General features: G+C 68.5%; 23 protein-coding genes and 1 tRNA gene. 11 read left to right on the forward strand and 13 right to left on the reverse strand.

The features are described 5' to 3' along the window. Positions 1–30 precede the first annotated feature (30 nt). The 4 genes from ACTZWU_RS04655 to ACTZWU_RS04670 form a co-directional block, all read right to left on the reverse strand. On the reverse strand, positions 31–714 hold the full coding sequence (locus ACTZWU_RS04655; protein ID WP_444736186.1) for a M48 family metallopeptidase: 684 nt from the start codon (positions 712–714) through the stop codon (positions 31–33). A 48-nt stretch (positions 715–762) separates the two neighbouring features. Continuing rightward, positions 763–1,944, reverse strand: coding sequence for a vWA domain-containing protein (locus ACTZWU_RS04660; RefSeq protein WP_444736187.1), 1,182 nt, complete (start codon positions 1,942–1,944; stop codon positions 763–765). Next, positions 1,944–2,108: a hypothetical protein gene (locus tag ACTZWU_RS04665; protein WP_444736188.1), complete on the reverse strand. Its 165-nt coding sequence runs from the start codon at positions 2,106–2,108 to the stop codon at positions 1,944–1,946. The genes ACTZWU_RS04660 and ACTZWU_RS04665 overlap by 1 nt, the downstream gene beginning before the upstream one ends. 82 nt (positions 2,109–2,190) lie before the next feature. Further along, a complete protein-coding gene (locus ACTZWU_RS04670; RefSeq protein ID WP_444736189.1) occupies positions 2,191–2,811 on the reverse strand; it encodes an arylesterase in 621 nt (206 codons plus the stop codon). A 100-nt stretch (positions 2,812–2,911) separates the two neighbouring features. Between ACTZWU_RS04670 and ACTZWU_RS04675 the strand changes: the two genes are divergently transcribed. The 5 genes from ACTZWU_RS04675 to eutC all read left to right on the forward strand — a co-directional run bounded on the left by ACTZWU_RS04675 (position 2,912) and on the right by eutC (position 8,518). Then, positions 2,912–3,607, forward strand: coding sequence for an ABC transporter ATP-binding protein (locus ACTZWU_RS04675; protein WP_444736425.1), 696 nt, complete (start codon positions 2,912–2,914; stop codon positions 3,605–3,607). Then, complete coding sequence (locus ACTZWU_RS04680; protein ID WP_444736190.1) at positions 3,604–6,141, forward strand: ABC transporter permease; 2,538 nt, start codon at positions 3,604–3,606, stop codon at positions 6,139–6,141. The genes ACTZWU_RS04675 and ACTZWU_RS04680 overlap by 4 nt, the downstream gene beginning before the upstream one ends. A gap of 86 nt (positions 6,142–6,227) precedes the next feature. Further along, positions 6,228–6,314, forward strand: a tRNA-Leu gene (locus ACTZWU_RS04685). Between the two features lie 96 nt (positions 6,315–6,410). Beyond that, a complete protein-coding gene (locus ACTZWU_RS04690) occupies positions 6,411–7,787 on the forward strand; it encodes an ethanolamine ammonia-lyase subunit EutB (protein ID WP_444736191.1) in 1,377 nt (458 codons plus the stop codon). After that, positions 7,784–8,518 (forward strand): ethanolamine ammonia-lyase subunit EutC, encoded by a 735-nt coding sequence (gene eutC / locus ACTZWU_RS04695; protein ID WP_444736192.1) that lies wholly within the window; start codon positions 7,784–7,786, stop codon positions 8,516–8,518. The genes ACTZWU_RS04690 and eutC overlap by 4 nt, the downstream gene beginning before the upstream one ends. A gap of 1 nt (position 8,519) precedes the next feature. Here the strand turns inward: eutC and ACTZWU_RS04700 are convergent, their stop codons facing one another. The 8 genes from ACTZWU_RS04700 to ACTZWU_RS04735 all read right to left on the reverse strand — a co-directional run bounded on the left by ACTZWU_RS04700 (position 8,520) and on the right by ACTZWU_RS04735 (position 17,794). Then, positions 8,520–11,891 carry a chemotaxis protein CheB gene (locus ACTZWU_RS04700; protein WP_444736193.1) on the reverse strand — a complete coding sequence of 1,124 codons (3,372 nt, stop codon included), beginning with the start codon at positions 11,889–11,891 and terminating at the stop codon, positions 8,520–8,522. 16 nt (positions 11,892–11,907) lie between these two features. After that, positions 11,908–12,453, reverse strand: coding sequence for a PAS domain-containing protein (locus ACTZWU_RS04705; RefSeq protein WP_444736194.1), 546 nt, complete (start codon positions 12,451–12,453; stop codon positions 11,908–11,910). 160 nt (positions 12,454–12,613) lie between these two features. Next, entirely contained in the window at positions 12,614–13,444 is an 831-nt protein-coding gene (locus tag ACTZWU_RS04710) for an alpha/beta fold hydrolase (RefSeq protein WP_444736195.1), read from the reverse strand. A gap of 63 nt (positions 13,445–13,507) precedes the next feature. Further along, positions 13,508–14,296 (reverse strand): enoyl-ACP reductase FabI, encoded by a 789-nt coding sequence (locus tag ACTZWU_RS04715; protein WP_444736196.1) that lies wholly within the window; start codon positions 14,294–14,296, stop codon positions 13,508–13,510. 20 nt (positions 14,297–14,316) lie between these two features. After that, the gene (fabB, locus tag ACTZWU_RS04720; protein WP_444736197.1) at positions 14,317–15,546 is read right to left on the reverse strand and encodes a beta-ketoacyl-ACP synthase I; all 1,230 of its coding nucleotides are present in this window, start codon (positions 15,544–15,546) and stop codon (positions 14,317–14,319) included. 25 nt (positions 15,547–15,571) lie between these two features. Next, the gene (fabA, locus tag ACTZWU_RS04725; protein ID WP_444736198.1) at positions 15,572–16,081 is read right to left on the reverse strand and encodes a bifunctional 3-hydroxydecanoyl-ACP dehydratase/trans-2-decenoyl-ACP isomerase; all 510 of its coding nucleotides are present in this window, start codon (positions 16,079–16,081) and stop codon (positions 15,572–15,574) included. Between the two features lie 142 nt (positions 16,082–16,223). Then, complete coding sequence (locus tag ACTZWU_RS04730) at positions 16,224–17,108, reverse strand: glycosyltransferase family 2 protein (protein ID WP_444736199.1); 885 nt, start codon at positions 17,106–17,108, stop codon at positions 16,224–16,226. Then, on the reverse strand, positions 17,108–17,794 hold the full coding sequence (locus ACTZWU_RS04735; protein WP_444736200.1) for a hypothetical protein: 687 nt from the start codon (positions 17,792–17,794) through the stop codon (positions 17,108–17,110). Before ACTZWU_RS04735 ends, ACTZWU_RS04730 begins: the two co-directional genes overlap by 1 nt. Before the next feature lie 55 nt (positions 17,795–17,849). Between ACTZWU_RS04735 and infC the strand changes: the two genes are divergently transcribed. The 4 genes from infC (at position 17,850) to ACTZWU_RS04755 (ending at position 22,256) form a co-directional block, all read left to right on the forward strand. Next, a complete protein-coding gene (gene infC / locus ACTZWU_RS04740) occupies positions 17,850–18,557 on the forward strand; it encodes a translation initiation factor IF-3 (RefSeq protein WP_444736201.1) in 708 nt (235 codons plus the stop codon). A 90-nt stretch (positions 18,558–18,647) separates the two neighbouring features. Next, on the forward strand, positions 18,648–19,133 hold the full coding sequence (gene dut / locus ACTZWU_RS04745) for a dUTP diphosphatase (protein WP_444736202.1): 486 nt from the start codon (positions 18,648–18,650) through the stop codon (positions 19,131–19,133). 4 nt (positions 19,134–19,137) lie between these two features. Then, the gene (locus ACTZWU_RS04750) at positions 19,138–20,190 is read left to right on the forward strand and encodes a HesA/MoeB/ThiF family protein (protein WP_444736203.1); all 1,053 of its coding nucleotides are present in this window, start codon (positions 19,138–19,140) and stop codon (positions 20,188–20,190) included. Positions 20,191–20,219: 29 nt separating this feature from the next. Continuing rightward, entirely contained in the window at positions 20,220–22,256 is a 2,037-nt protein-coding gene (locus tag ACTZWU_RS04755) for a M3 family metallopeptidase (RefSeq protein WP_444736204.1), read from the forward strand. 88 nt (positions 22,257–22,344) lie between these two features. Here ACTZWU_RS04755 and ACTZWU_RS04760 read toward each other — a convergent pair whose 3' ends face one another. Then, positions 22,345–22,833, reverse strand: a complete 489-nt coding sequence (locus tag ACTZWU_RS04760) for an SH3 domain-containing protein (protein ID WP_444736426.1) — start codon at positions 22,831–22,833, stop codon at positions 22,345–22,347. Positions 22,834–23,081: 248 nt separating this feature from the next. On the opposite strand from ACTZWU_RS04760, the gene ACTZWU_RS04765 reads away from it, so the two are divergent. Both ACTZWU_RS04765 and ACTZWU_RS04770 read left to right on the forward strand, forming a co-directional pair. Beyond that, positions 23,082–24,086, forward strand: a complete 1,005-nt coding sequence (locus ACTZWU_RS04765; protein ID WP_444736205.1) for a 2-hydroxyacid dehydrogenase — start codon at positions 23,082–23,084, stop codon at positions 24,084–24,086. Position 24,087: 1 nt separating this feature from the next. Next, positions 24,088–25,230: an MFS transporter gene (locus ACTZWU_RS04770; RefSeq protein WP_444736206.1), complete on the forward strand. Its 1,143-nt coding sequence runs from the start codon at positions 24,088–24,090 to the stop codon at positions 25,228–25,230. Positions 25,231–25,234 lie beyond the last annotated feature (4 nt).

The raw sequence follows: 25,234 nt of genomic DNA on the forward strand, positions 1-25,234 counted from the left end.
GCAAGCCCTTGGGACAAATTCGACGCAAAATCAGCGCGCCTGCCAGCGCGCCTCAAGCGCCTCGATGGCGGCGATGCGCTGCGGGGCGGGCGGGTGCGACAGGAACCATGCGGGCGCGCCCGGCCCCTGCGCGCCGGTCAGCCGCTCGAGCTTGGCAAACAGCGATTTCTGCGGCGCGGTCCCCAGCCCGGCCTTGATCATCAGCGCGCTGGCGAAGCGGTCGGCCTCGAACTCGTCCTGACGCGACAGGCGGGCGGCGACGGCGGTGGCGACCATGTTGGCGATCCAGGCGCCAAAGCCCGGCAGAAACCGCCCCAGAACCCCGGCCAGCGCCAGCCGGATCGCGTTCTGCCCGGCGAAGTCGATCATCCGCCGCCGCGCATGGCCAAGGCTGACATGGCCCAGCTCATGCGCGATGACGCTGGCCATTTCCTCGGCCGTGACCTCGCAGGCATCCAGCTTGCGGATGAAGCCCCGCGTCAGAAAGATCCGCCCATCCGGAGCAGCCAGTCCGTTCACCGGCTCGACCTCGTAGATATGGGCCTGGATCGGCGGCAGGTCCATCGCCCGGCCCAGACGTTCCAGCATGGGCGTCAGGCGCGGATGGCGCAAAGGCGTCGATTTCTGGTTCAGTTCCTGTTTCAGGCGCCATGCGGAAAAGAACCACATCGCGGCCAGATAGAGGATCAGCAGAAGCAGGGGCAGATAGCGCATCGCGTGAATATGGGCGTGAATGCGCGGCCCCGCCAGAGGCTGCGACGTCTAGCCCAGCACCCGCATGGCGCGGGTCAGCCCGTCCAGTGTCAGCGGCATCATCCGATTCTCGAAAATGTGGCCGATCATGGCGATAGACTGGGTGCGGTGCCAATGCGCCTCGGGGACGGGGTTCAGCCAGACATGGTCGGGAAAGGCCCCGGTCAGGCGGCGCAGCCATGTTTCGCCCGATTCGGGGTTCCAGTGCTCGTTGGCGCCGCCCGGCACGGCGATCTCGTAGGGCGACATCGAGGCGTCGCCCACCACCACGCATTTGTAGTCGCGGCCAAAGCGGTTCAGCACCTCCAGCGTGGGCGTCTGTTCCGTCCAGCGGCGGCGATTGTCGGTCCACAGCCCCTCGTAGAGGCAGTTGTGGAAATAGAAATGCTGCATGTGCTTGAATTCGGCCCGCGCGGCGCTGAACAATTCATCCACGACGCGGATATGGTCGTCCATGCTGCCGCCCACATCCAGAAACAGAAGCACCTTGACCGCGTTGCGCCGTTCCGGGCGGGTCTGCACGTCGATATAGCCGTGATCGGCGCTGGCGCGGATGGTGGCGGGCAGGTCCAGTTCTTCGGCGGCGCCATGGCGCGCCCATTGGCGCAGCCGCTTCAGCGCGACCTTGATGTTGCGCGTCCCCAGAGCCACCGAATCGTCGAAATCGCGGAATTCGCGCTTGTCCCAGACCTTGACCGCGCGCCGGTGGCGGCTGGCATCCTGCCCGATCCGCACGCCTTCGGGGTTGTACCCATAGGCGCCAAAGGGCGAGGTGCCTGCCGTGCCGACCCATTTGCTGCCGCCCTGATGGCGGCCCTGCTGTTCGGCCAGACGCGCGCGCAAAGCCTCCATCAGCGCCTCGAAGCTGCCGCTGCCTTGGACAGCTGCCTTTTCCTCGTCAGACAGCAGCTTTTCGGGCAGCTTTTCAAGCCATTCGCGGGGCAGGGCGCGTTCGCTGACCAGCGATTCCAGCGGGATCTCGGCCAACCCCGAGAAGCTTTCGGAAAAGGCCCGGTCGAAGCGGTCCAGATGGCGTTCATCCTTGACCAGCGCCACACGGGCGAAGTGGTAGAAGCCCTCGACCGTCCAGCCCGCGACCCCTGCCTGAAGGCCCGCGATCAGATCCAGCCATTCCCGCAGCGAGACCGGAACCCCGTTCCGGCGCAGGCTGTCGAGGAAGGGCAGGAACATCAGGCCATCCGGTGAATGATGATCGTGGCGAAGACCCCGATCATCGCAAGGCCCAGCCCATAGGCAAAGGCATATTGCGCCTTGTCGCGACGATTGCCGCGCAATTGCGTGGCGCGGCGCCAGCCGAGCAGGGCTCCGAAGATGGCGGCGGCAATGACGATCATGGGGCGGCGCTCCTGTCTGTGCAGGCCGGGGATAGCTTGGACCGCGCCCGCCCGCAACCGGGCAGGGGCTGCCAACGGCGCCTCACGGCGCGTCGGTGTCGCGGGCGCGGTCCAGCAGGCGTTCGACCTCGGGTCCGATGGCCGCGACGATCTGGCGCACGCCCTCGGCATTGGGATGGATGCGGTCGTCCTGCATCAGATCGGCGATGGACAGGCCCTGCGTCGCCTTTTCGCCAAGGGGGCCAAGGAAATCGGGCACCAGGATCGCGTCATGGTCCTGCGCCAGATCGACATACATCGCCTCGAAATCGCGGCGGAAATCGGGGCCGTAATTGCCGGGCGCGGGCAGGCCCGCCAGCAGGACCGGCACGCCCGCCGCGCTGGTCGCAGTCAGGATCGCGTCCAGATTGGCGCGGCTTGCGGCCGGGTCGATCCCGCGCAGCAGGTCGTTGCCGCCAAGCGCGACGATCATCGCATCGGGCGCCTCGGCCAGGGTCCAGTCGATCCGGGCCGCGCCCCCCGCCGTCGTGTCGCCCGAGACGCCCGCATTGATCACCGTCACGTCATGGCCGCGTTCGGTCAGCCAATCCTGCAGGACGGGAACGAAGCCCTCGTCCTGCGGCAGGCCGTAGCCCTGCGTCAGACTGTCGCCCAGTGCCGTCAGAACCAGCGGTTCCGCCGCCACGGGCGCCGCCGCCAGCATCACCGGCAGGATTGTGACCGCCGCGCGGTTGCGCAGGACCCGCCGCGCCCCATATCCTCCCGCAGGTGCGAAAAGCCGAAGCAAAGCAGGGATGAACGAGATGACCGAGCCCGTGATCCGCCTTGAAGACGCCCGATTGACGCTGCAAGGCAATGCCGGTCCGGTCGAGATCCTGCGGGGCATCACCCTGGACGTGGCGCGCGGCGAGACGGTGGGGCTGGTCGGGCCTTCGGGTTCGGGCAAGTCGTCGCTCCTCATGGTCATGGGCGGGCTGGAACGCGCCACCGGGGGGCGGGTGCAGGCGCTTGGTCAGGATCTGACCGCCCTGAACGAGGACGCGCTGGCCCGCTTTCGTCTGGGCAATATGGGGGTGGTGTTCCAGTCCTTCCACCTCATTCCGACGATGACGGCGCTTGAAAATGTCGCGACCCCGCTGGAACTGGCGGGTGTGGCTGACGCCTTTGATCGCGCGGCCGAAGAACTCAGCCGCGTGGGTCTGGGCGCCCGGATGGACCATTATCCCGGCCAGATGTCGGGGGGCGAACAGCAGCGGGTGGCGCTGGCCCGCGCCGCCGCGCCGCGCCCGGCGATCCTGCTGGCGGACGAGCCGACCGGCAATCTGGACGGCGCCAACGGGCAGGCGATCATGGACCTGCTGTTCGGTCTGCGCGCCGATCACGGCGCGACGCTGGTTCTGGTGACGCATGCGCCGGATCTGGCGGCCCGCTGCGACCGCGTGGTGCGGCTGGCCGATGGCCGGATCGAGGCCGCCGCCATCCCGCAGGCCGCCGAATGAGCCTGCCTATCGCCGCCCGGATCGCGCGCCGGGAATTGCGTGGCGGGTTGCGTGGTTTCTGGATCCTGCTGGTCTGCCTTGCCCTTGGGGTCGCGGCCATTGCGGGCGTCGGCACCGTCCGCGCCGCCATCGAGGCCGGGCTGGAGCGCGAGGGCGCGGCGCTGCTGGGTGGCGACGCGCAGGTCAGCCTGACCTACCGTTTCGCCGACCCGGCCGAGCGTGAATGGTTCGAGGAAAACAGCGTAACCGTTTCCGAGATAGTCGATTTTCGATCCATGGTCGTGGTGGGCGAGGGGGCCGATGCCGAACGCGCCCTGACCCAGGTCAAGGGCGTGGACGACCTGTGGCCGCTGGTCGGGCAGGCCGTGCTGGAGCCCGACATCCCCATCGCGCAGGCGCTTGGGGCTCAGCCCTCGGGCCTGCCCGGTGCGGTGGTCGAGCCTTTGTTGCGCGACCGGCTGGGGCTTGAGGTCGGTGACCGTTTCCGCCTTGGCGTGCAGGAATTCGAGCTGACCGCCGCGCTGGTCTCGGAACCCGATGCGGGCGCGGCAGGCTTTGGCTTCGGGCCGCGCACGCTGGTCCTGACGCAATCGCTGGCCGACAGCCAGCTTCTGGGCGCGGGCACGCTGTTCGACAGCCGCTACCGGATGATGCTGGCGCCGGATGCCGATCCCGACGCCCTGCGCGCATCCCTGCGCGAGGCCTTCCCCGACAGCGGCGCGCGCTGGCGCGATGCGCGGCGCGGCGCGCCGGGGATCGAGATGTTCGTGGACCGGATCGCGGCCTTTCTGGTTCTGGTCGGCCTGACGGGGCTGGCCGTGGGCGGCGTCGGCGTCTCGGCGGCGGTGCGGACCTATCTGGCGCGCAAGACCGAGGTGATCGCGATCCTCAAGACGCTTGGCGCGCCGGGCCGGACGATCTTCTGGGTCTATTTCATCCAGATCGGGGTCATGGCGCTGATCGGCATTGCGGCAGGTCTGGCGCTTGGCGCAGGCGTGCCGCTGGCGCTGTCGCCGCTGCTGGCGGATCGGCTGCCGGTGCCTGCGGTCTTTGGCCTCTATCCCGCGCCATTGGCCGAGGCGGCGCTTTACGGGCTGCTGACGGCCTTTGTCTTCACCCTATGGCCGCTGGCGCGCAGCGAACAGGTCCGCGCGGCAGCTTTGTTCCGCGGCGTGGGCGGCGCGGCGGCGGGCTGGCCGCGCGCGCGCTATCTTCTGGCGATGATGGTGGCCCTGGCGGTGCTGATCGGGGCTGCGGCCTGGTTCTCGGGCGTGCCGGAACTGGCGCTTGGGGCTGCGGTGGGCATCCTTGGGGCGTTTCTTGTGCTGGTTGTCGCTGCCCTGCTGGTCCGGCGCCTTGCGCGGGCGCTGGCGCGCACGCGGCTGGTGCGGGGGCGCCCGGCCTTGCGTCTGGCACTGGCCGCCATCGGGGGCCCGCGCGAAGAGGCGATGTCGGTCATCCTGTCGCTTGGGCTGGGGCTGACGGTTCTGGCGGCGGTGGGGCAGGTCGAATCGAACCTGCGATCCGCGATCCAGAACGAATTGCCCGCCCGCGCGCCGGCCTATTTCTTCGTCGATATCCAGACCGACCAATTGCCCGATTTCATGGCCCGGCTGGAGGATGACCCCCTCGTCTCGAATGTCGAGACCGCGCCGATGCTGCGAGGCATCATCACGCGCCTGCAGGACCGCCCGGCATCAGAGGTCGCGCCGGGCCATTGGGTGCTGCGCGGCGACCGGGGCGTGACCTACGCGGCCGCGCCCCCGCCCGGCACGGTGCTGACCCGGGGCGAGTGGTGGCCCGAGGATTACGCAGGTCCGCCCCTTGTCAGCATGTCCGACGAGATCGGGCGCGAGATCGGCCTGAACCTTGGCGACACGGTCACGGTCAACATCCTTGGCCGCGACATCACCGCGACCATCGCCAGCTTCCGCGAGGTGGATTTCAGCACGGCGGGCATCGGCTTCGTCATGGCGATGAACCCCGGCGCGCTGCAGGGCGCCCCGCATACCCATATCGCCACCGTCTATGCCCCGCCCGAGGCCGAGGCCGCGATCCTGCGCGATCTGGGCAGCCGCTTTCCGAACATCACCGCCGTCCCGGTGCGCGAGGCCATCGACCGCGCGGCCGAGGCGCTGTCGGGCATCGCCGCCGCGACATCCTGGGCGGCGGCGGCCACGCTGCTGACGGGCTTTGTCGTGCTGATCGGTGCGGCGGCGGCGGGCGAACGCGCCCGCGTCTTCGAGGCGGCGGTGCTCAAGACGCTCGGCGCTGTGCGCGGGCGGGTGCTGGCCTCTTTCGCGCTGCGCTCGGCGCTGCTGGGGGCGGCGGCAGGGCTTGTGGCGCTGCTCTGGGGCGGGCTTGCGGGCTGGGCGGTGATGCGCTTCGTGATGGAGACCGATTTCCGCTTTGACGCGGCCTCGGCCATCGGCATCGTCGCGGGCGGCGTTCTGGCGACACTGCTGGCGGGCCTTGCCTTCGCTTGGCGGCCCCTGTCGGCGCGGCCTGCGCAGGTGCTTCGGGCGCAGGACTGACGCGCATCCCGGCCATGCGCGCCGGGATGCGTTTTTCCCCTTTTCAAGGGGCGCGGGACGGGCTATCAGGCCCGCACTGCCCGGATGCGGCCGTGGCGGAATTGGTAGACGCGCAGCGTTGAGGTCGCTGTTCCTTAACCGGAGTGGAAGTTCGAGTCTTCTCGGCCGCACCATCTTACCCCCCTGAAATGGACCTGATCGGTCCGGTCTCTTGACCTTTCGCGCGGCGGCGTCCCATCATGGGCGCGGCGGAACGCGGGGGCTTTTCGATGACATCATATCGCGCCAGCGCGCGGGGCGAGACGTTCCGGTTCGACGATCTGGCGGCGGTGATGGCGGCGGCCTCGCCCGAACGGTCCGGCGACCAGCTGGCCGGGATCGCGGCCGACAGCGCCCTGCAGCGTGTCGCCGCGCGCCGCGTGCTGATGGACCTGCCTCTGACGGCCTTTCTGAACGAGGCGCTTGTCCCCTATGAGACCGACGAGGTCACGCGCCTGATCATCGACAACCACGACCGCGCGGCCTTTGCGCCGATTGCCTCGATGAGCGTGGGTGAATTCCGCGACTGGCTCCTGTCGCCCGCCGCCGATCGCGCGGCCTTGCGCGCCTTGGCGCCCGGTCTGACGCCCGAGATGGTGGCGGCGGTCAGCAAGCTGATGCGCAATCAGGACCTGATCCGCGTGTCCCGCAAGATCCGCGTGGAAACCGCCTTTCGCAACAGCATCGGGGGCACGGGTGTGCTGGCCTCGCGGTTGCAGCCGAACCACCCCGCGGACGATCCGCGCGGCATCGCGGTCGCGGTCCTCGACGGGCTGCTGCAGGGCGCGGGGGATGCGGTCATCGGGATAAACCCGGCCTCGGACAATCTGGGCAATTGCCACGCCATGCTGACGGCCCTGGACGAGATGCGGGCGGCGCTGGACATCCCGACCCAGACCTGCGTCCTGACCCATGTCACGAACGCCCTGACCCTGATCGAACGCGGCGCGCCGGTGGACCTGATCTTCCAGTCCGTCGCCGGGACCGAGGCCGCGAATGACGGCTTTGGCATCACGCTGGCCATGCTGGCCGAGGCGCAAGAGGCCGGGCTGTCGCTGAACCGCGGCACAATCGGGCGCAACGTGATGTATTTCGAGACGGGGCAGGGCTCGGCCCTGTCGGCTGATGCGCATCACGGCGTCGATCAGCAGACGCTCGAGGCGCGCGCCTATGGCGTCGCCCGCGCCTATCAACCGCTGCTGGTCAACACGGTCGTGGGCTTCATCGGGCCGGAATACCTGTTCGACGGCAAGCAGATCATCCGTGCGGGGCTGGAGGATCATTTCTGCGGCAAGCTGCTGGGCCTGCCAATGGGGGTGGATGTCTGCTACACCAACCATGTCGAGGCCGATCAGGATGACATGGACAACCTGGCGACGCTTCTGGCGCAGGCAGGGGTGAATTTCGTGATCGCCGTGCCGGGGGCGGATGACGTGATGCTGGGCTATCAGAGCCTCGCCTTCGAGGACATCGCCTATCTGCGAGAGGTGACGGGCCTGACCCCCGCCCCCGAATTCGCGGCGTGGCTGCAAGCCTTCGGTCTGGCGGGGCAGGACGCGCTGCCCGATCCCGGCGCCCTGGCGCGCAAGCTGGGCCTGCCGGCATGAGCGCGCCAGATCCATGGGCGCGGCTGGCCGCGATGACCCCTGCGCGGGTGCGGCTGCGGGCGGGAATGGCGCCTGTCTCGATGGCGGACTTGCTCACCTTCCAGCAGGATCATGCCGCCGCGCGCGATGCGATCCACGGCGCGGTGGATTGGACGGCGCTGGCCCGCGCGCTGAACCCGCTGCCGGTCCTGCACGCGGCCAGCGCCGCGTCCGACCGCGCGACCTATCTGCGCCGCCCCGATCTGGGGCGAAAGCTGGCCCAGGGTGATCTGCCCCATGACGCGCCGCCCTTGCTCATCGTGGTCGGCGACGGGCTGTCGGCGCCTGCCGTGATGGCGCAAGCCGCGCCGCTGGTCCACGCGCTGGTGCGCCGCCTGCCGGAGCTGGACGGGCGGCCCGTCGTGCTGGCGCGGGGCGCGCGGGTGGCGCTTGGCGATGCGATCGGGCAGGCGATGGGGGCCGAGATGGTGCTGATGCTGATCGGCGAAAGGCCGGGCCTGTCGGTCGCCGACAGCCTGGGGGCCTATCTGACGCGCGCGCCCCGGATCGGCCTGCGTGACAGCGCGCGCAATTGCGTCTCGAACATCCACATGAACGGCGGTCTGGACCACGAGGCCGCCGCAGACCGTCTGCTGTGGCTGATCACCGAGGCGCGGCGCATCGACGCGACCGGCGTCGCGCTGAAGGATGACAGCGACGCCGCCACGGCGCTGCCCGGCGCCCGGTCCTGATCTAGAACGAGAACCGTGTGACCCTGTGACAGGCCTGCTGGTCCACCTCCAGCGCTGCGCCAAGCTGGGCGGCGGCACCCTCCAGCAGGACCGAGCCGAACCCTTCGTCAGGGGTCTGGGCCTCGCGCTCGGCGCCGTAGGTCTCGGACCAGATCAGCTCCGTCCGCTCGCTGCAGGTCCAGGTGACGGAAAGATGACCGGGGACCGGGCCCAGAACGCCGTACTTGAACGCATTCGTCGCCAGTTCGTGCAGGATCAGCGAAAGGGGCACGACCTGACCCGCGCGCACCTTGACCGGCGGCCCCTCTTGCGAGGCCCGCGCGCCGGCATAGGGCGCCAGCGTCGTGCCGACCAGTTCCGCCAGATCCAGTTCGACCGAGGCGCCGCGCCGCGTCGTCAGGCTGTGCGACTGGGCCAGCGCGTTGATCCGGGCAGAGACTTCCTGAACCACGGTTTCGGCCTCGTCGGTTTCGCGCGCGGCCATCCGCAGCATCGCGGCGATCTGGGTAAAGAGGTTCTTCACCCGATGATCCATCTCGGAAATCACCGCCTCGCGCAGCCGGGCCGAGGTCTCGACGGCGGTCACGTCCAGCATGACGCCCAGAACGCAATCGTCCCCGTCCGACAGGCGCTGGCCGGCGGCCTCGATCCGGGTTCTCGGGTCGGTGGAGGGCGTCAGCACGCGGCGCAGGGGCTGGCCTGTCACGCAATTCTCGATATCCGCCAGAAACGCGTCGCGGTCGGCGACATCGATCAGCGCGGCAAAGGCCGTCAGCGGCAGGTTCGCGGTGCGCCCGATGCCCAGCAGGTCCGAGGAATCGTCGATCGTCACGCTGCGGCTGTCGGCATCGAACTGCCAGACCGCGATCCGTGCCAGGCTGCGAACCGCGTTCAGACGTTCGTTCTGACGCTCGACCGCGTGGCGCAGGTCGCGCAGGGCGGTCACATCCTCGAAAACCAGCATCGCGCCCTGCAGATGCCCGTCAGGGCCGCGATAGGGTTTCACATCCACCCGCCAGGCGCGGTCGCGGCGGGCTTCGGCGATCTCGCAGCCCTGCGCCTCGCCCTGAGCCACGACCTCACGCGCCATCCGTTCCAGCAGATCGCCGCCAAAGACGTTCGACACATCCGCCAGCGGGCGCCCGTGATCCGAGCGGCGCAGCGGAAAGATCTGCAGCGCGGCGGCGGTGAAATTGCGCACCCGGATGTCGCGATCGACCACCAGAAGCGGGATCTTGGTCGCCGAGAAGAAGTTCTGAAGGTCCGAATTGGCAAGGGTCAGGTCGTCGATCTTGGATTTCAGCTCGTCATTGACGGTGCTGAGTTCCTCGTTCGTCGATTGAAGCTCCTCGTTCATCGACATCATTTCCTCGTTCGAGGATTTGAGCTCCTCGTTCGCGGTCTCAAGCTCTTCGACGGCGCTGCGCAGCTCCATCTGGGTCAGGCGCAGCTCCTCCTCCAGCCGCTCGCTCTGGCTTTCGCCAAGCGTCAGCTCGTCGTAATCGGGCTGGCCCTCTTCGCCTGCCGCCAGCGCGCCGGTCTCGCGGAAGACCAGCAGGACCGAGCGGTCGGGCAGGGGCTCGGCCGTCAGCGTGACGGGCTGGCGGCCCAGTTCCGAACGCGCCACCAGATCGCGCATGACCAGCGGGCGTTCCGTCGCGGTCACTTCCTCGATGGCGCGAGTCACGGCCTCGCGCAGCCCCTTGCTGACGACCGCGGCCGCCAGAACCGGCCCCCGCGCCGCCGGATCGACCGTCACGAACCGTGCCAGCCGCCCCGAGGACCACAAGACCTCTCCCGAGCGCGAGACCTGCAGGGCGGCGGGCGCATGGCGGTCAAGGACGCGACGCTGCGCGCTTTGCGCGGTTTCCGACAAGGCAGGCGCGCCGCGTGCGGCACCCTGCGCCTCGGATTGGCGCTGGCTGCGGCCAGCGGAAAAGGGCAGGTCCAGCGGCAGCCGCGCGGGCGCCTCGTCCCGGCGGTAAAGCCGGGCCTGACGATCGAGTTCGGTGAAATGGATCGCCTCGCGGCGCACGCCTTCGGACGGACCCAGCAGCAGATAGCCGCCCGGACGCAGCGCATAATGGAACAGCGGCAGGATGCGCGATTGCAGATCCTCGTCCAGATAGATCAACAGGTTGCGGCACGAGATCAGGTCCACCCGGTTGAAGGGAGGGTCGCGCACCAGCGAATGCAGCGAGAACCGCACCCGGTCTCGCAATTGCGGCACGATCCGCATCAGCCCGTCGCGGTGGCTTGTATAATCGTGGCGCAGGTCCTCGGGGATATCGACCAGCGCACTGATCGGATAGGTGCCGCCGCGCGCGACCTCGATCATGCGGCGGTCGATATCCGAGGCAAAGACCGTAAAGCGTGGCCTGTGTCCGGCCGCGCGCATCTCGGCATCAATCAGCATGGCGATGGAATAGGCTTCCTCGCCGCTGGAACAGCCCGGCACCCAGACGCGCAGATCGTCGCCCTGATGCGCCTGAACCAGCGGGCGGATCGCCTTGGCGCGCAGGGCCTCGAAGGCTTCGGGGTCGCGGAAGAAGCGCGTGACGTTGATCAGGAACTCGTTCAGCAGCGCCTCGCATTCGTCGGGGCTGGCATCGAGATGGCGCAGATAGGCGCGGCTGTCGCCCAGCCCGTGAACCTGCATCCGCCGCCTTATGCGACGCAGCAGGGTCGAGATCTTGTAGCCCCGGAAATCATGCCCCGTGCGGTCGCGCAGCAGGTCGCAGATGCGGCGGGCATCGCCGATCATCGCCTCTTCGGCCATGCCCTCATGGCTGCTTTCAAAGAACTGCAGGATCGCGGGCACGATCTGTTCGGGCGCCAGCACGAAATCGACCAGACCCGTGGCCTCGGCCGAAAGAGGCATTCCGTCATAGCGCGCGGTGCGCGGCTCCTGCACGACGCAGATCCCGCCATGTTCCTTGATCGCCCTGAGGCCAAGCGTCCCGTCCGCCCCCGTCCCCGACAGGATCACGCAGGCCGCCGCCGTGCCGCAATCATGGGCGAGGCTTTCGAAGAAATCGTCGATCGGGCGGCGCAAGCCCCGCGGCTGGTCGAAATCGGTCAGCTTCAGGCGCCCGCCCTCGATCAACATGCGCGCGCCGGGGGGGATCGTATAGACATGGCCCGGCAGGATCTTGGTGCCGTCACGGGCCTGCTCGACCGTCAGTTCCGTGCGCCGGTCCAGCAATTCGGCCAGCACGCTGTCATGGGTCGGGTCCAGATGCTGGATCACGACATAGGCCGCCTGATCCTGTCGCCGCGCCGCGCGCAGAAGGTCGTGCAGGGCCTCAAGCCCGCCTGCGGATGCGCCGATGCCCACGACGGCAAAGGTCGGCATGGCCTTCTGGCCTTTCATCTCTGGTCCCGAGGCGTCATTCATCGCGCACCGCAAATCTGGCCAGCGTGGTGATCGAGCGGGCGATCAGCCCGGCCGAATCCGTCATGGCCAGCCCGAACTGGCCCACCGTCTGACGCATCATGTCCAACGCGCCGATCAGCGCCTCGTCATTGCCGGCCAGAGCCGCAGCCTGCCGGGCCGTGGTGATGTCGAATTGCGATGCGATCACGAAGCGGATCCGCCCCTCATGGTCGCGCAGCTTGGACAGAAAGACCAGGTTGACGAAGCCGGTCCCGTCGATGCGCCGGTTCAGCACGGGAAAGCGCCCGTCATCGCGTGTGTCGTCGCGCAGAAAGACCGACATCGCTGCGATCTGGTGAACGGGCGTCTTATCGTCCTGCAAAAAACGGCAATTCCGGCCGATCACGGCGGCATGTTCGAACCCGGTCAGCCGCTGAAAGCCGCGGTTGACCATGATCAGCGGCATATCCGCCTCGGCCGCGGCAAGCGACAGCGCCACGTTTGATCGGGCGATCTGCGCGCGCAGCGGCTCGGGGGGCATCAGCGCATTCTGCATCATCCGGCCGATCCTTGCCCTGGGGGCGGAACTGCCCCCCGAAAGCCTATGCAAAGACGCGCTGTGTCACAAGACCCGCAAGGTGCATATCGTGCAAACAAATGCCGCACCGAGCGCCAACTAGCCGCTCTGCCGCAGCGTTTGTGGGCTGAATCACGATCGGTCAGGCGCGCCCCGCACAGGCCTCCAGCCAGCGGCGGATCACCTCGAGCGATTGCGGCTCGTCGAGCCAGGGGATATGGGCGCGGCCCGGCACCTCGGTCATGATCAGATCGGGGCGCATCGCCAACATCCGCTCGCTGGTCGCCCGCGACAGCAGATCGGAATTCGCCCCCCGGATCAGCGCCACAGGCAGATCCCCCGTCGCCTGCCAGAGCGGCCACAGATCCGGCGCCTCACCCTCGAATGCGGCTAGAAAGGCCTCACGCAGGGCAGGGTCGTAATTGATGCGCAGACCCTCGGGCGTTTCGTGATAATGGCGGCGCACATCGTCAAGCCAGCGCCCCTCGGGGACATCGGAAAAGCCGTCCATCACCGCAGGCATCCGCCCGGCCAGTTCGGCATGGCTGCGCGCGACGGGGTTGCGCCCGACATAATCAAAAATCTTCTCAAGCCCCGCCCGCTCGATTTCGGGACCGACATCGTTCAGGCAGATCCCCGACAGCCTTTCATGCGCGGTCGCTGCCAGAAACAGGCCGTTCAGCCCGCCCCGTGACGTTCCCAGAAGCGCCGCGCGCCCGATGCCCAGATGATCCAGCAGTTCGACCGCATCGCGCGCCTCACGGGGCACGGTATAGGTTGCGGCCCCGGTCCAGTCCGACCTGCCTCGACCGCGGTAATCCATGCGGATCAGCCGCACGCCTTCCAGATGCGGGGCGAGATAGTCGAAATCCGAACCTGTCCGCGTCAGCCCGGCAAGCGCCAGAACCGGCAGACCTTCGCCCTGATCCGAATACCAGATCCCAGCCCCGTCGCTTGCCGTGAAACTCGCCATCGCCCCGCCCTTCTTCTTCACGAAAATATCCCGGTGGTCCGGGGGCTGGCCCCCGGTCCTGCCTTACAGGTTCTCGCTCTGCGGCATGCCCAGCACGTGATAACCGCCATCGACCGTCACGACCTCGCCCGTGGTGCAGGCGCCCCAATCCGACAGCAGCCAGCAGGCGGTGCCGCCGATCGCGTCCAGCGTCGCATTGGCGCGCAGGGGGGCGTTGGCCTCTGTATGGCGATAGGTCTTGCGCGCCCCGCCGATCGCCGCGCCGGCCAGCGTCTTCATCGGGCCGGGGCTGATCGCGTTCACGCGGATGCCGTCGGGGCCCAGATCATTGGCCAGATAGCGCACGCTGGATTCCAGCGCCGCCTTGGCCACGCCCATCACGTTGTAGAAGGGCGTCACCCGGTTCGAGCCGCCATAGGTCAGCGTGATGATCGAGCCGCCCGCACCCATCAGCGGATGGGCGCGCCTTGCGACCTCGATCAGCGAATAGCAGCTGATCTCGAGGCTGTGCTTGAAGTTCGCCCGGCTGGTGTTCATGAACCGGCCGGTCAGTTCGTCCTTGTTGGAAAAGGCGATGGCATGGACCAGAAAGTCCAGCCGGCCCCACCGCTCGGTGATGGCGGCGAAGGCCGCATCCAGCGAGGCGTCGTCGGTCACATCGACATCGACCAGAAAATCCGACCCGACCGAGGCGGCCAGCGGCTCGACCCGCTTGCCGAACCCTTCGCCCTGATAGGAAAAGGCCAGTTCGGCCCCCTCGGCGGCAACCGCCTTCGCGATGCCCCATGCGATGGACCGCTCATTGGCGACCCCCATCACAAGCCCGCGCTTGCCCTTCAGAAGATCGCCCATGAATGTCCTCGGCCCTTATGTCACTCGATATAGCGCGACATCAGCAGCGTCGCATTGGTGCCGCCGAAGCCGAAGCTGTTCGACAGGACCGAATCCAACCCTGCGTTGTCCACGCGCGTGGTCGCAATTTCGCCCGGTTGAATCTCGGGGTCCAGAGTGGCGACATTCGCCGAAGCCGCGATGAAGTCATTTTGCAACATCAACAGGCTGTAGACCGCCTCGTGAACGCCTGTCGCGCCAAGCGAATGGCCAGTCAGCGACTTGGTCGAGCTGATCGGCGGGGTGGAACCCTCGCCCCAGATGCGCCGGATCGCCTTGACCTCGCCGATATCGCCGACCGGGGTCGAGGTGCCGTGCGCGTTGATATAGCTGACCTTGCGGCCTTCGGGCAGGGTGGCCAGCGCCACGCGCATCGCACGCTCGCCGCCTTCGCCCGAGGGCGCCACCATGTCGTAGCCATCCGAAGTCGCGCCGTAGCCCGTCACCTCGGCATAGATCTTGGCGCCGCGCGCCAGGGCGTGCGACAATTCCTCAAGCACCAGCACGCCGCCGCCGCCCGCGATGACAAAGCCGTCGCGCGTCGCGTCATAGGGACGCGAGGCGGTTTCGGGCGTGTCGTTGTATTTCGACGACATCGCGCCCATCGCGTCGAAGAGGCAGGACAGGGTCCAGTCCAGTTCCTCGCCGCCGCCTGCAAAGACGATGTCCTGCTTGCCCATCTGGATCAGTTCGACCCCGTTGCCGATGCAATGGGCGCTGGTCGCGCAGGCCGAGGTGATCGAGTAGTTCACGCCCTTGATCTTGAACGGCGTCGCCAGACAGGCCGAGTTGGTGGACGACATGCAGCGCGTCACCATGAACGGACCCATCCGCTTGGGCGCGCCCTTTTCGATGACGATCTGGTGCGCCTCGAAGAAATTGCTTGTGGACGGCCCGCCCGAGCCCATGATCAGGCCGGTGCGCGGGTTCGACACGTCGCTGTCGTCCAGCCCGCTATCCTTGATCGCCTGTTCCATGGCGATGAAGTTATAGGCCGCGCCCGGACCCATGAAGCGCAGGTTGCGCTTGTCGATATGGTCTTCCAGCACGATCTGCGGCTTGCCGTGGACCTGGCTGCGAAAGCCGTGTTCGGCATATTCGGGTGCGGCCACGATGCCCGAACGGCCCGCGCGCAGGCTTTCCGTGACCTCGGCGGCATTGTTGCCGATGGGCGAGACGATACCAAGCCCGGTGATGACGACGCGTCGCATGGGGGCCTCCTTGTGCAAATGGGGATCAGCTGGCCGAGAGGGCCACTTTCATGTCCTTGACCTGATAGATCACCTCGCCGTCGGCCTCGACCAAGCCATCGGCCACGCCCATGGTCAGGCGGCGCGTCTGGATGGCCTTGGTGAAATCGACGGTGTAGCGCAGCAGCTTGCGATCGGGACGGACCATGCCGGTCAGCTTGACCTCGCCCACGCCAAGCGCATAGCCGCGCCCCTGCCAGCCGCGCCAGCCCAGGTTGAAGCCGGTCAGCTGCCACAGCCCGTCAAGGCCCAGGCAGCCCGGCATGATCGGGTTGCCGGGGAAATGGCAGGCGAAGAACCACAGGTCGGGGGTGATGTCGAATTCGGCCACGACGTGGCCCTTGCCATGCGCGCCGCCATCCTCGGAAATCTCGGTGATGCGGTCCATCATCAGCATGGGCGGCTCGGGAAGCTGCGCGTTGCCGGGGCCGAACAGCTCTCCGCGCGCGCAGGCAAGCAGGTCGTCGCGGTCGAAGCTGGTCTTGTTCAGTGCCATCCGGGTCATGCCTTTGCGTGATCGGCCCGCAGGCGGGCCTCAGTTCAAGTTGGCATCGGGTCTATCACCGGCCATGCGCGGGGCGCAAGGGTGTCCCGGCCCGCGCAGCCGTCCGATCAGGCCACGCAAGCGAGCAAGGCCGCTAGAACCACTGGCCCGGCTCCATCAGGCCCAGTTCCATCAGCTGTTCGCTGTGCCAGCGGAACGGATGAGAGTTGCGCCATGTCATGTCGTGGACATGATCGCGCGAACCGGGATTGCCGACCAGCGCCTTGGCCACCCGGAACGAGGCGATGGCGGCGGTGATGTTGTGATGCCAGGGGCAGGAATAGGTGTTGTATTCCTCGACCGAGAACCGGTGATCGGGCAGAAGCCGCAGCCCCGGCGCGGCCTTGAACAGCGCGATGCGGTCGATGCGGCGCCGGTCGGGGGGCAGCAATTCCTCGTAGCGCCAGCGCAGGCCGCCGTGGAAATCCAGCTGCCGTTCCAGCGGATGCCCGTCGGCGCCCTTGCGGCCAAGCGCGTAATAGCCCGTCCGGTCGAACAGCGGCTGTTCCAGATCCACCGCATCCGGGTGGCGGCCCAGATCGCCCGCATAGAGATCGACAACATAGGTCAGCATCGCGCTGCGCCGTTCCTCGGTGTGGAATGCCAGCATCTCGCCCACGCTGCGCGCCTCGCAGAAGGGATAGAACAGGAATTCGGCGTTGTAGCAGTAATAGAGCCAGGTCGCCTCGGGGACGGCGGCGATGACAGCGTTCACCGCATCGACATGCGCGTCGGGGCGCCGGGTGTTCAGGATGAGGTTCGTCACCTTCCCGGCCAGGGGTGTAAGTTCGGCCTCGGTCAGGGTCAGGGGCGCGTCGGACAGCGCAAGGATGTGCCGGAAGCCGCGCGCCAGATGATGCGCCAGTGTCGCGGCGACGGCCTTGTCATCCTCGATCAGGATGATCGCCAGCGGACCTTTGGCGATCTGGGCGGGTTTGCTGGCCAGAAAAGGGCCGAACTCGTGAACGGGCAGGCTCATCAGCGCATCACCGCCTTGACCTGCTCCAGCGCGGCGGCCAGCAATTGGGGGTTGTTGCCGGCGGTCTCGATCAAGCGGCGCAGCGTAGCCTTCTGGGTGTCGCTGATGGCGGCCTGGTCGATCAGGCGCGCGACCTCGGCGCGGTCGAAGCCATCGGGGGTCAGCAGCGCCTCGATCCGGGCTGCGGTGGCGGCAGCGTCGGCCGTGTCCATCGTCGCGTCGGCCGCGTTGCGCGTGGCCTCGACGACCTCGGCCGCGGCCTCGCCGGCGGGGGATTGCGCGGCGGCGAGGGCGGCGCGGTCGGCGGCGTCGATCGCGGCCTCGGCTGCGGCCTCGGCTGCGGCCTCGGCGCTGCGGGCGGCGTCGCTGGCCAGCGACGCGCCGGCCTCTTCGGCGGCGCGCAGGGCTTCGGCGGCAGCATCGGCGGCGATGGCTGCCGCATCGGCTGCGGCGTCGGCGGCGGCATCGGCGGCCTCGTCGTTGCGGGCGGCCTCGGCTGCGGCTTCGGCGGCCTGACGGGCGGTGTCGTCGGCGATCTGCGCGGCCTCGCCCGCAGGCGTGGCGGGGGCGTCGGTCGCCGCCGTCACGGGGGGCGTTTCCGGGGTCTCTTGCCGGTCCTGCATCCAGAACCACAGCCCGCCGCCCGCGATCACCACCAGCGCCAGAATCGGCAATACCTTCTTCATCGCAAATCCCCGTTTCGGCGCGCATCCGGCCCATCGGGCGCGTCCCGGGCCATCTATGGCACAGGCGCCGCACGCGCGAAAGCGTCACGCGGCGGGGCCGGGGGCCGGTTTCGGGCGTCATGCCTGCGTTTTGGGCGCCCGCTCGCATCAAATTCGGTTGAATTGGACCCGTTCGGGCCTTAACTTCGTTGCACTTTCGATTGGCAGCACAAGGAGCAACGCCATAGCCCGCCGTCCGCATAATGCACCGCCCACCCGTGATACCGGCCCCCGCACCAACGAACGCATCAGGGTGGCCGAAATCCGCCTCATCGGAGCCGACGGAGAGAATGTCGGCGTCGTCCCCCCTTCGGTGGGACTTCAGATGGCGCAAGAGGCCGGGCTGGACCTCGTGGAAATCTCGCCGAACGCAGTCCCGCCGGTCTGCAAGGTCATGGACCTCGGCAAATACAAATACGAACAGCAGAAGCGCGAGGCCGAAGCGCGCAAGAAGCAGAAGGTGATCGAGGTCAAGGAAATCAAGTTCCGCCCCGGCACCGACACGCATGACTACGACGTCAAGATGCGCAGCGTCCTCAAGTTCCTCGAGGGCGGTGACAAGGTCAAGGTCACGCTGCGCTTCCGGGGTCGCGAGATGGCGCACCAGGATCTGGGCCTCGAATTGCTGAACCGCGTGCGCGACGATGTCGGCGAGGCGGGCAAGGTCGAATCCATGCCCAAACTGGAAGGCCGGCAGATGGTGATGATGATCGCCCCGCGCTGAACGGCTGCGACATAACGACCTTGGGGCCGCGCAGGCATTGCCGCGCGGCCTTTGCATGACAGAATGACCGCCTGACAGGGGGAAGACCCGATGAGCGACGCGCCTTTCACCGCCCCGACGATCCGGGTCCAGCGCCTTGAGGGGCACGACTCCGCGCTGCCCTTGCCCGCCTATGCCACGCCGGGCGCGGCGGGCGCCGATCTCTGCGCAAACCTGCCCGAGGCGCTGCGCGAGACGGGGCTGGTCCTGCAACCGGGGGCGCGCGCGCTGGTCCCGACCGGCCTTGCACTGGAAATCCCCGCGGGCTGGGAGGTCCAGATCCGCGCCCGTTCGGGCCTTGCGCTGAAGCACGGCATCGCGCTGCCGAACGCCCCCGGCACGATCGACAGCGATTATCGCGGCCCGCTTGGCGTCATCCTGATCAATCTGGGCGACGCGCCCTTTACCGTGGCCCATGGCGACCGCATCGCGCAGATGATCGTGGCGCCCGCGCCGCAGGCCCGCTTTGCCGAAGCCGGGTCGCTGTCCGACACGGCGCGCGGGCAGGGCGGCTTCGGCTCGACCGGGCGGGGCTAGGGCGATGCTGTCGCTGTGGATCGCCGCGTTGTGGCTGTTCTTCGCGCGCATCACGCGGCTGCCGCGCCGGGTGATGTGGGGGCCGCTGGCCGCGCTTTGGGTGCTGCTGGTCCTGCTGCATCTGTTGGCGCCCGGCAGCCGCGCGGCGGAACTGATGGGGGGCAATGCGGCGGGCTGGCTGGTTCTGGGCGGGTTCGTCGCGGTCATCCTGGCCTATCGCCGCCTGCTTGGTCGCCTGCGCGCCCGCAGCGCGCCCGCGCCTGAACCCGCACCCCGCGACGATACCTTGTCCGAGGCCGAACTGGACCGCTATTCCCGCCACCTTGTCCTGCCCGAGATCGGCGGTCCGGGCCAGATGCGCCTGCGTCAGGCGCGGGTGCTGGTCGTGGGCGCGGGGGGGCTTGGCGCGCCGGTTTGTCTTTATCTGGCGGCGGCGGGGGTGGGGCGGATCACGCTGGTCGATGACGACGTGGTCAGCCGCTCGAACCTGCAGCGTCAGGTGATCTATCGCGACGATCTGCGCGGCGAGCCCAAGGCCTATGCGGCCGCGCAGGCGATGATGGCGCTGAACCCGCATGTCGATGTGACGCCCCTGATCCGCCGGATCGGCGCAGACGATGCCCATTTCGTGGCGGGGCATGATCTGGTGATCGACGGCACCGACAGCCATGCCTCGCGCGCGGGCGTGAACGCGGCCTGCGTCGCGGCGGGCGTGCCGCTTCTGTCCGGCGCCATCGCCCGGTGGGAGGGGCAGGTGACGCTGTTCGACCCCGCGCGCGGCGCGCCCTGCATGGCCTGCCTGTTCCCCGACGCCCCCGCCGCGCAGATGCCCTGCGCCGAGGCGGGCGTAATCGGCGCGCTGCCCGGCGTGATCGGCAGCATGATGGCGCTGGAGGCGATCAAGCACCTGACCGGCGCGGGGCAGGGTCTGGCCGGGCGGCTGGTCCTGCATGATGCCCTCTGGTCGCAGACGCGGGTGATCGACTGCGCCCGCGATCCCGGCTGCGAGGTCTGCGGGTCGGGCGCGGCTCTGGCGCAGGCGGACGGGGCGTCCTAAGCTCGGCCCGACCGACAGGAGGCCGCCCGATGAACCCGACCACCAATCCCGAACTGACCCGCTGGTCCGGCCCCGAGGGCCTGCCGCGCTTCGACCTGATCGCGGACGAGGATTTCGCCCCCGCCTTCGACCGCGAACTGGCCGCCGCGCTGGAAAGGGTCGAGGCCATCGCCGCCAACCCCGCCCCCGCCGATTTCGCCAATACCGTCGCCGCGATGGAAACCGCCGACGAGGGGCTGAACCGGATGCTGGCGATCTTCTACACGCTGGCCGCCGTCGATTCGAACCCCGCCCGGCAGGCGCTGCAACGCGACTTCGCGCCCAGACTGGCCGATTACGGCAGCCGCGTCAGCATGGACCCCCGCCTTCATGCGCGCGTCAAGGCCGTGGCCGAGGACGCCGATGACCTGCCGCCCGAGGATGCCCGGCTGGTGCGGCTGATGCTGCGCGATCTGGACCGGGCCGGCGCGGGCCTTTCGGATGCGGCGCGGGCGCGCATGGCCGAGATACGCGCCCGGCTTGCTGTTCTGACCACGCAATTCACCCAGAACGTGCTGACGGATGAGCGCGACTACGTCCTGCCCATTCCCGATGACCGGCTTGAGGGCCTGCCCGACTGGCTGCTGGCCTCGATGCGGGCGGCGGCGGCCGAACGGGGAATGGCGGGGCAGGTGGTCACGCTGAACCGCTCGCTGATCGTGCCCTTCCTTGAACATGCCAGCGACCGGACCCTGCGCGAGACCGCGTTCAGGGCCTGGACCCTGCGCGGCTCGGGGCAGGGGGCCGGGGGCGAGGCCAGCGACAACCTGCCCCTGGTGGCCGAGATCCTGGCCCTGCGCCATGAACGCGCGCAGTTGCTGGGGCATCCCGATTTCGCCTCGTGGAAGCTGGAGACCGAGATGGCGGGCAGCGCCGAGCGGGTCGAGGACCTGCTGCACGCCGTCTGGACCCCGGCCGAGGCCCGCGCCCGCGCCGATGCCGAACGCCTGACCGCGATGCTGCGCGCCGATGGCGTGAACGAGGCGCTGGCACCCTGGGATTGGCGCCTCTACGCCGAGCGCCTGCGCGCCAGCGATCACGATTTCGACTCGGGCGCGGTCAAGCCCTATCTGACGCTGGACGCGATGCTGGGCTCGGTGTTCGACGTGGCCCACCGCCTGTTCGGACTGAGCTTTCAGCCGGTCGAGGCCGAGCTCTGGGCGCCCGAGGTGCGGGCCTGGCGCGTGATGCGCGGCGACAAGCTGATGGCGATTTTCGTGGGCGATTTCTTTGCGAGACCTGCGAAGCGGTCGGGGGCTTGGTGTTCGGCCTTGCAGATGCAGCACAAGATGGGCGCGGGCCAGCGCGCCATCGTGGTGAATGTCTGCAACTTCACCCCGCCCGAGGCGCCCGGCGCGCCGGCCTTCCTGTCCTGGGACGATGCGCGGACCTTGTTCCACGAATTCGGACATGCAACGCATCACATCCTGTCTGATGTGGCCTGGCCCTCGATTTCCGGCACCTCGGTCGCGCAGGACTTCGTGGAACTGCCCAGCCAGCTTTACGAGCATTGGCTGGAACAGCCGCAGGTGCTGGACGCCCATGCCCGCCATCATGCGACGGGCGAGCCTCTGCCTGCCGATCTGCGCGACAAGCTGCTGGCGGCGGGCCGGGCCGATGCCGGCTTCGCCACGGTCGAGTATCTGGAAAGCGCGCTGGTCGATCTGGCCTTTCATCGCGGCGCCCCGCCCGCCGATGCGATGGCCCGGCAGGCAGAGGTTCTGTCCGCCCTTGGCGCGCCCGCCGCGATCCCCATGCGGCACGCGACGCCCCATTTCGCCCATGTCTTCGCGGGCGACAGCTATGCGGCGGGCTATTACAGCTACATGTGGTCCGAGGTGATGGATGCCGATGCCTTCGCAGCCTTCGAGGAGGCGGGCGACATCTTCGACCCCGCCACCGCGAGGCGGCTGGAGGAGACGATCTTGTCGCGCGGCGGATCGGCCCCGGCGGATGAGTTGTGGCTGGCGTTCCGGGGAAGGATGCCGGGGGTCGAGCCCTTGCTGAAGGGGCGCGGGTTGATCTGACGGCATCGCGTGTGCCGGGCGTGGCTGGGGGCGCTGCCCCCGTCGCGTTCCGCGACTCCCCCGGGATATTTCGATGAAGAAGAAGGTGTCAGTCGCGGGTCTCGGCCGGATCCACGCCCCAGATCGCGCCCTTGGGGACCCAGCCGCGCTGGCCTCCGCCTGAGACGCGGCACCATTCGGGATTGCATTCGCCCAGGCGCAGGATTGCGCGGGCCTCGGCGCGGGCGACGACATCGGCGTTCGGGTTGGGGCGGGTGCGCAGTTCCAGCATGTCCTGAGAGACGAGGACCGTGCGCACGCCCGACAGCAGCGCGTAATGCACCCAGCCGCCCGCGCCGTCGCTGTCCTCGACCCGGCGCCAATGGCCGAATTCCGCCGTCACGCGCAAGGGCATCCCGGCATGGCGAAAGACCCAGTCGATCCGGTGCGAGAGGCTGGGGCCGCGCCTTGCATTGCCCTCGTTCCCCTTGAGGCTGACATAGCGGGGCAGGGGCAGGTTCGTGACCGGGCCGCGCTGGATCTGGTTGCCCTCGGACTGGGTGCGGATCAGGGGGGCGGGATCGGCAGGGGCGGTCATGCGGATCGGTGCCGCCGCGAGCGGTGCGGCAAGGATCAGCATCGCCATGCAGGCGCCAAGCCAGGTTGTCCCGAAACGCTGGCCGGGTTTCGTCATCCGTGCTGTCATCCGTCCGCTTCCGTTCCTGCCCGGGCCTCTGCGCCCTGTTCGCGGGGTCTTGTGTCCGTCCCCTGTCGCGGGCAGTTTGCCAAAAGCGGCCCCTCATGGAAAGGGCGCCGCCGACACGGTTGCGAGAAAATGAGGTGATGATGCCGATGCGCGCACCCCTGACCGGGTCGCGGCCCAGGGTGGCTGTGACACGTCATCTGCCCGAGCCGGTGGAACGGCGCATGGGCGAATTGTTCGACTGCGTGCTGAACCGCGATGATCGGCGCCTGTCGCGCGACGAACTGGTCGCGCTGATGCGCGATTGCGACGTGCTGGTGCCGACGGTCACCGACCGGATCGACGCCTCGATGCTGGCCGAGGCGGGCGACAGGTTGCGGCTGATCGCGAATTACGGGTCGGGGATGGACCATCTGGACGTGCTGGCCGCGCGCGATCTGGGGATCGTGGCCACCAACACGCCGGGCGTCGCCACCGAGGACACGGCCGACATGGCGCTGGCGCTGATCCTGGCCGTGACGCGCCGCATCCCCGAAGGTCTGGCCGAGATGCAGGACGGCAACTGGAACGGCTGGTCGCCCACCGCGCTTCTGGGCGGGCGGCTGCGGGGGCGGGCGCTTGGCATTCTGGGCATGGGCCGGATCGGGCAGGCCGTCGCGCGCCGCGCCAATGTCTTCGGGATGGAGGTCCATTACCACAATCGCCGCCGCCTGCGCCCCGAGATCGAGGCCGCGCTGAACGCGACCTGGTGGGACAGTTTCGACCGGATGCTGGGCCGGGTGGATATCGTCAGCGTGAACGTGCCGCATACGCCCTCGACCTATCATCTGCTGAATGCGCGGCGGCTGAAGCTGCTGAAGCCCTCGGCCGTGGTGGTGAACACGTCGCGCGGCGAGGTGATCGACGAGAACGCTCTGACCCGGATGTTGCGCGCCGGAGAGATTGCGGGCGCGGGCCTTGACGTCTTCGAGCGCGGGCACGAGATCAACCCGCGCCTGCGCGCCCTGCCCAATGTCGTGCTGCTGCCGCATATGGGCAGCGCCACGATCGAGGGCCGGATCGAGATGGGCGAGCGTGTGATCGTGAATATCCGCAGCATGGCCGACGGGCAGACGCCGCCCGATGTCGTTCTGCCAACCATGGTGTGACGTGGACCCCTATCGCATCGCCGTTTCGGCCCTGTTCTTCGTCAACGGGCTTCTGGTCGGAAGCTGGGCGCCCAAGATCCCCGCGCTGATGGCGCGGCTGGACATTTCCGAGGCTGTGGCTGGCATTCTGGTCCTGATGCTGGGCGCAGGTTCGCTGTGCCTGATGCCGGTCTTCGGCGCGATGGTCGCGCGGCGCGGTTCGGCGCGGGCCGTCCGGATCGCCGCCTGGGGCGTCGCGTCCGCGCTGATCTGGATCTCGGCCGCGCCCGATCTTTGGACGGTCGGCGCCGCCGTGGCGCTGTTCGGCGGGCTGATCGGCGGCATGGATGTGGCGATGAACGCCAATGCCGTCGCGGTCGAGCGCGCGCGGGGCCGGGCGATCATGTCATCCTGCCACGGGTTCTGGAGCCTTGGCGCCTTTGCGGGCGCAGGCGCAGGCGGCATGGCGATCCAGCGTTTCGGAGAAATCCCCCATGCCGTCGCCGTCTCGGCCCTGTTCGCGCTGGTGCTGCTGGTCGTCCGGCGCCGCGTGATCGAGGACGGCCCCGAGCCGGGCGCCGCGCGCCCGCCCTTGCGGTTGCCGCGCACGCCCTTGCCCTATCTGATCGGGGTGATGGCGCTGATGGCGATGATCCCCGAGGGTGCGATCCTCGACTGGGCGGCGGTCTATATGCAGCGCGAACTGGGGGCTTCGCTGGCGGTGGCGGGCTGGGGCTTTGCGGCCTGCGCGGCGACGATGGCCGCGATGCGCTTTCTGGGCGACCTGATCCGGCGCAGGCTGGGCGCGGTCAGGACGCTGCGCTTCAGCACGCTTGCCGCGATGGCGGGGCTGGCCGTGGCGGGTCTGGCGGGCTCGGCGCCCTTGGCCATAGTGGGCTTCGCGCTGGCCGGGATCGGGATTGCCAACATGGTCCCCATCGCCTTTTCGGCGGCGGGCAACGTGCCGGGCCTGGCGGCGGGGATCGGCCTGTCGGTCGTGACGATGATGGGCTATTCGGGCATTCTGGTCGCGCCCGGCGCCATCGGCTTTCTGGCCGAAAGCGTCAGTTTCTCGGCGATCTATCTGGGCCTTGCCGTGCTGCTGACGATCCCGCTGGCGCTGTCGCATCTGGCCGCCAGCGCGGATTTCGACGCCGGGCGGTGACGGA

The organism is Paracoccus sp. NSM, from assembly GCF_052379855.1.
Taxonomy (GTDB): Bacteria; Pseudomonadota; Alphaproteobacteria; order Rhodobacterales; family Rhodobacteraceae; genus Paracoccus.

Bases quoted from the DNA above. Each gene is read 5' to 3' on its own strand.
- ACTZWU_RS04655 (WP_444736186.1), bottom strand. From the start codon at position 714: ATGCGCTATCTGCCCCTGCTTCTGCTGATCCTCTATCTGGCCGCGATG.
- ACTZWU_RS04660 (WP_444736187.1), bottom strand. From the start codon at position 1,944: ATGTTCCTGCCCTTCCTCGACAGCCTGCGCCGGAACGGGGTTCCGGTC.
- ACTZWU_RS04665 (WP_444736188.1), bottom strand. From the start codon at position 2,108: ATGATCGTCATTGCCGCCGCCATCTTCGGAGCCCTGCTCGGCTGGCGC.
- ACTZWU_RS04670 (WP_444736189.1), bottom strand. From the start codon at position 2,811: ATGCTGGCGGCGGCGCCCGTGGCGGCGGAACCGCTGGTTCTGACGGCA.
- ACTZWU_RS04675 (WP_444736425.1), top strand. From the start codon at position 2,912: ATGACCGAGCCCGTGATCCGCCTTGAAGACGCCCGATTGACGCTGCAA.
- ACTZWU_RS04680 (WP_444736190.1), top strand. From the start codon at position 3,604: ATGAGCCTGCCTATCGCCGCCCGGATCGCGCGCCGGGAATTGCGTGGC.
- ACTZWU_RS04690 (WP_444736191.1), top strand. From the start codon at position 6,411: ATGACATCATATCGCGCCAGCGCGCGGGGCGAGACGTTCCGGTTCGAC.
- eutC (WP_444736192.1), top strand. From the start codon at position 7,784: ATGAGCGCGCCAGATCCATGGGCGCGGCTGGCCGCGATGACCCCTGCG.
- ACTZWU_RS04700 (WP_444736193.1), bottom strand. From the start codon at position 11,891: ATGAAAGGCCAGAAGGCCATGCCGACCTTTGCCGTCGTGGGCATCGGC.
- ACTZWU_RS04705 (WP_444736194.1), bottom strand. From the start codon at position 12,453: ATGATGCAGAATGCGCTGATGCCCCCCGAGCCGCTGCGCGCGCAGATC.
- ACTZWU_RS04710 (WP_444736195.1), bottom strand. From the start codon at position 13,444: ATGGCGAGTTTCACGGCAAGCGACGGGGCTGGGATCTGGTATTCGGAT.
- ACTZWU_RS04715 (WP_444736196.1), bottom strand. From the start codon at position 14,296: ATGGGCGATCTTCTGAAGGGCAAGCGCGGGCTTGTGATGGGGGTCGCC.
- fabB (WP_444736197.1), bottom strand. From the start codon at position 15,546: ATGCGACGCGTCGTCATCACCGGGCTTGGTATCGTCTCGCCCATCGGC.
- fabA (WP_444736198.1), bottom strand. From the start codon at position 16,081: ATGGCACTGAACAAGACCAGCTTCGACCGCGACGACCTGCTTGCCTGC.
- ACTZWU_RS04730 (WP_444736199.1), bottom strand. From the start codon at position 17,108: ATGAGCCTGCCCGTTCACGAGTTCGGCCCTTTTCTGGCCAGCAAACCC.
- ACTZWU_RS04735 (WP_444736200.1), bottom strand. From the start codon at position 17,794: ATGAAGAAGGTATTGCCGATTCTGGCGCTGGTGGTGATCGCGGGCGGC.
- infC (WP_444736201.1), top strand. From the start codon at position 17,850: ATGGCACAGGCGCCGCACGCGCGAAAGCGTCACGCGGCGGGGCCGGGG.
- dut (WP_444736202.1), top strand. From the start codon at position 18,648: ATGAGCGACGCGCCTTTCACCGCCCCGACGATCCGGGTCCAGCGCCTT.
- ACTZWU_RS04750 (WP_444736203.1), top strand. From the start codon at position 19,138: ATGCTGTCGCTGTGGATCGCCGCGTTGTGGCTGTTCTTCGCGCGCATC.
- ACTZWU_RS04755 (WP_444736204.1), top strand. From the start codon at position 20,220: ATGAACCCGACCACCAATCCCGAACTGACCCGCTGGTCCGGCCCCGAG.
- ACTZWU_RS04760 (WP_444736426.1), bottom strand. From the start codon at position 22,833: ATGACCGCCCCTGCCGATCCCGCCCCCCTGATCCGCACCCAGTCCGAG.
- ACTZWU_RS04765 (WP_444736205.1), top strand. From the start codon at position 23,082: ATGCCGATGCGCGCACCCCTGACCGGGTCGCGGCCCAGGGTGGCTGTG.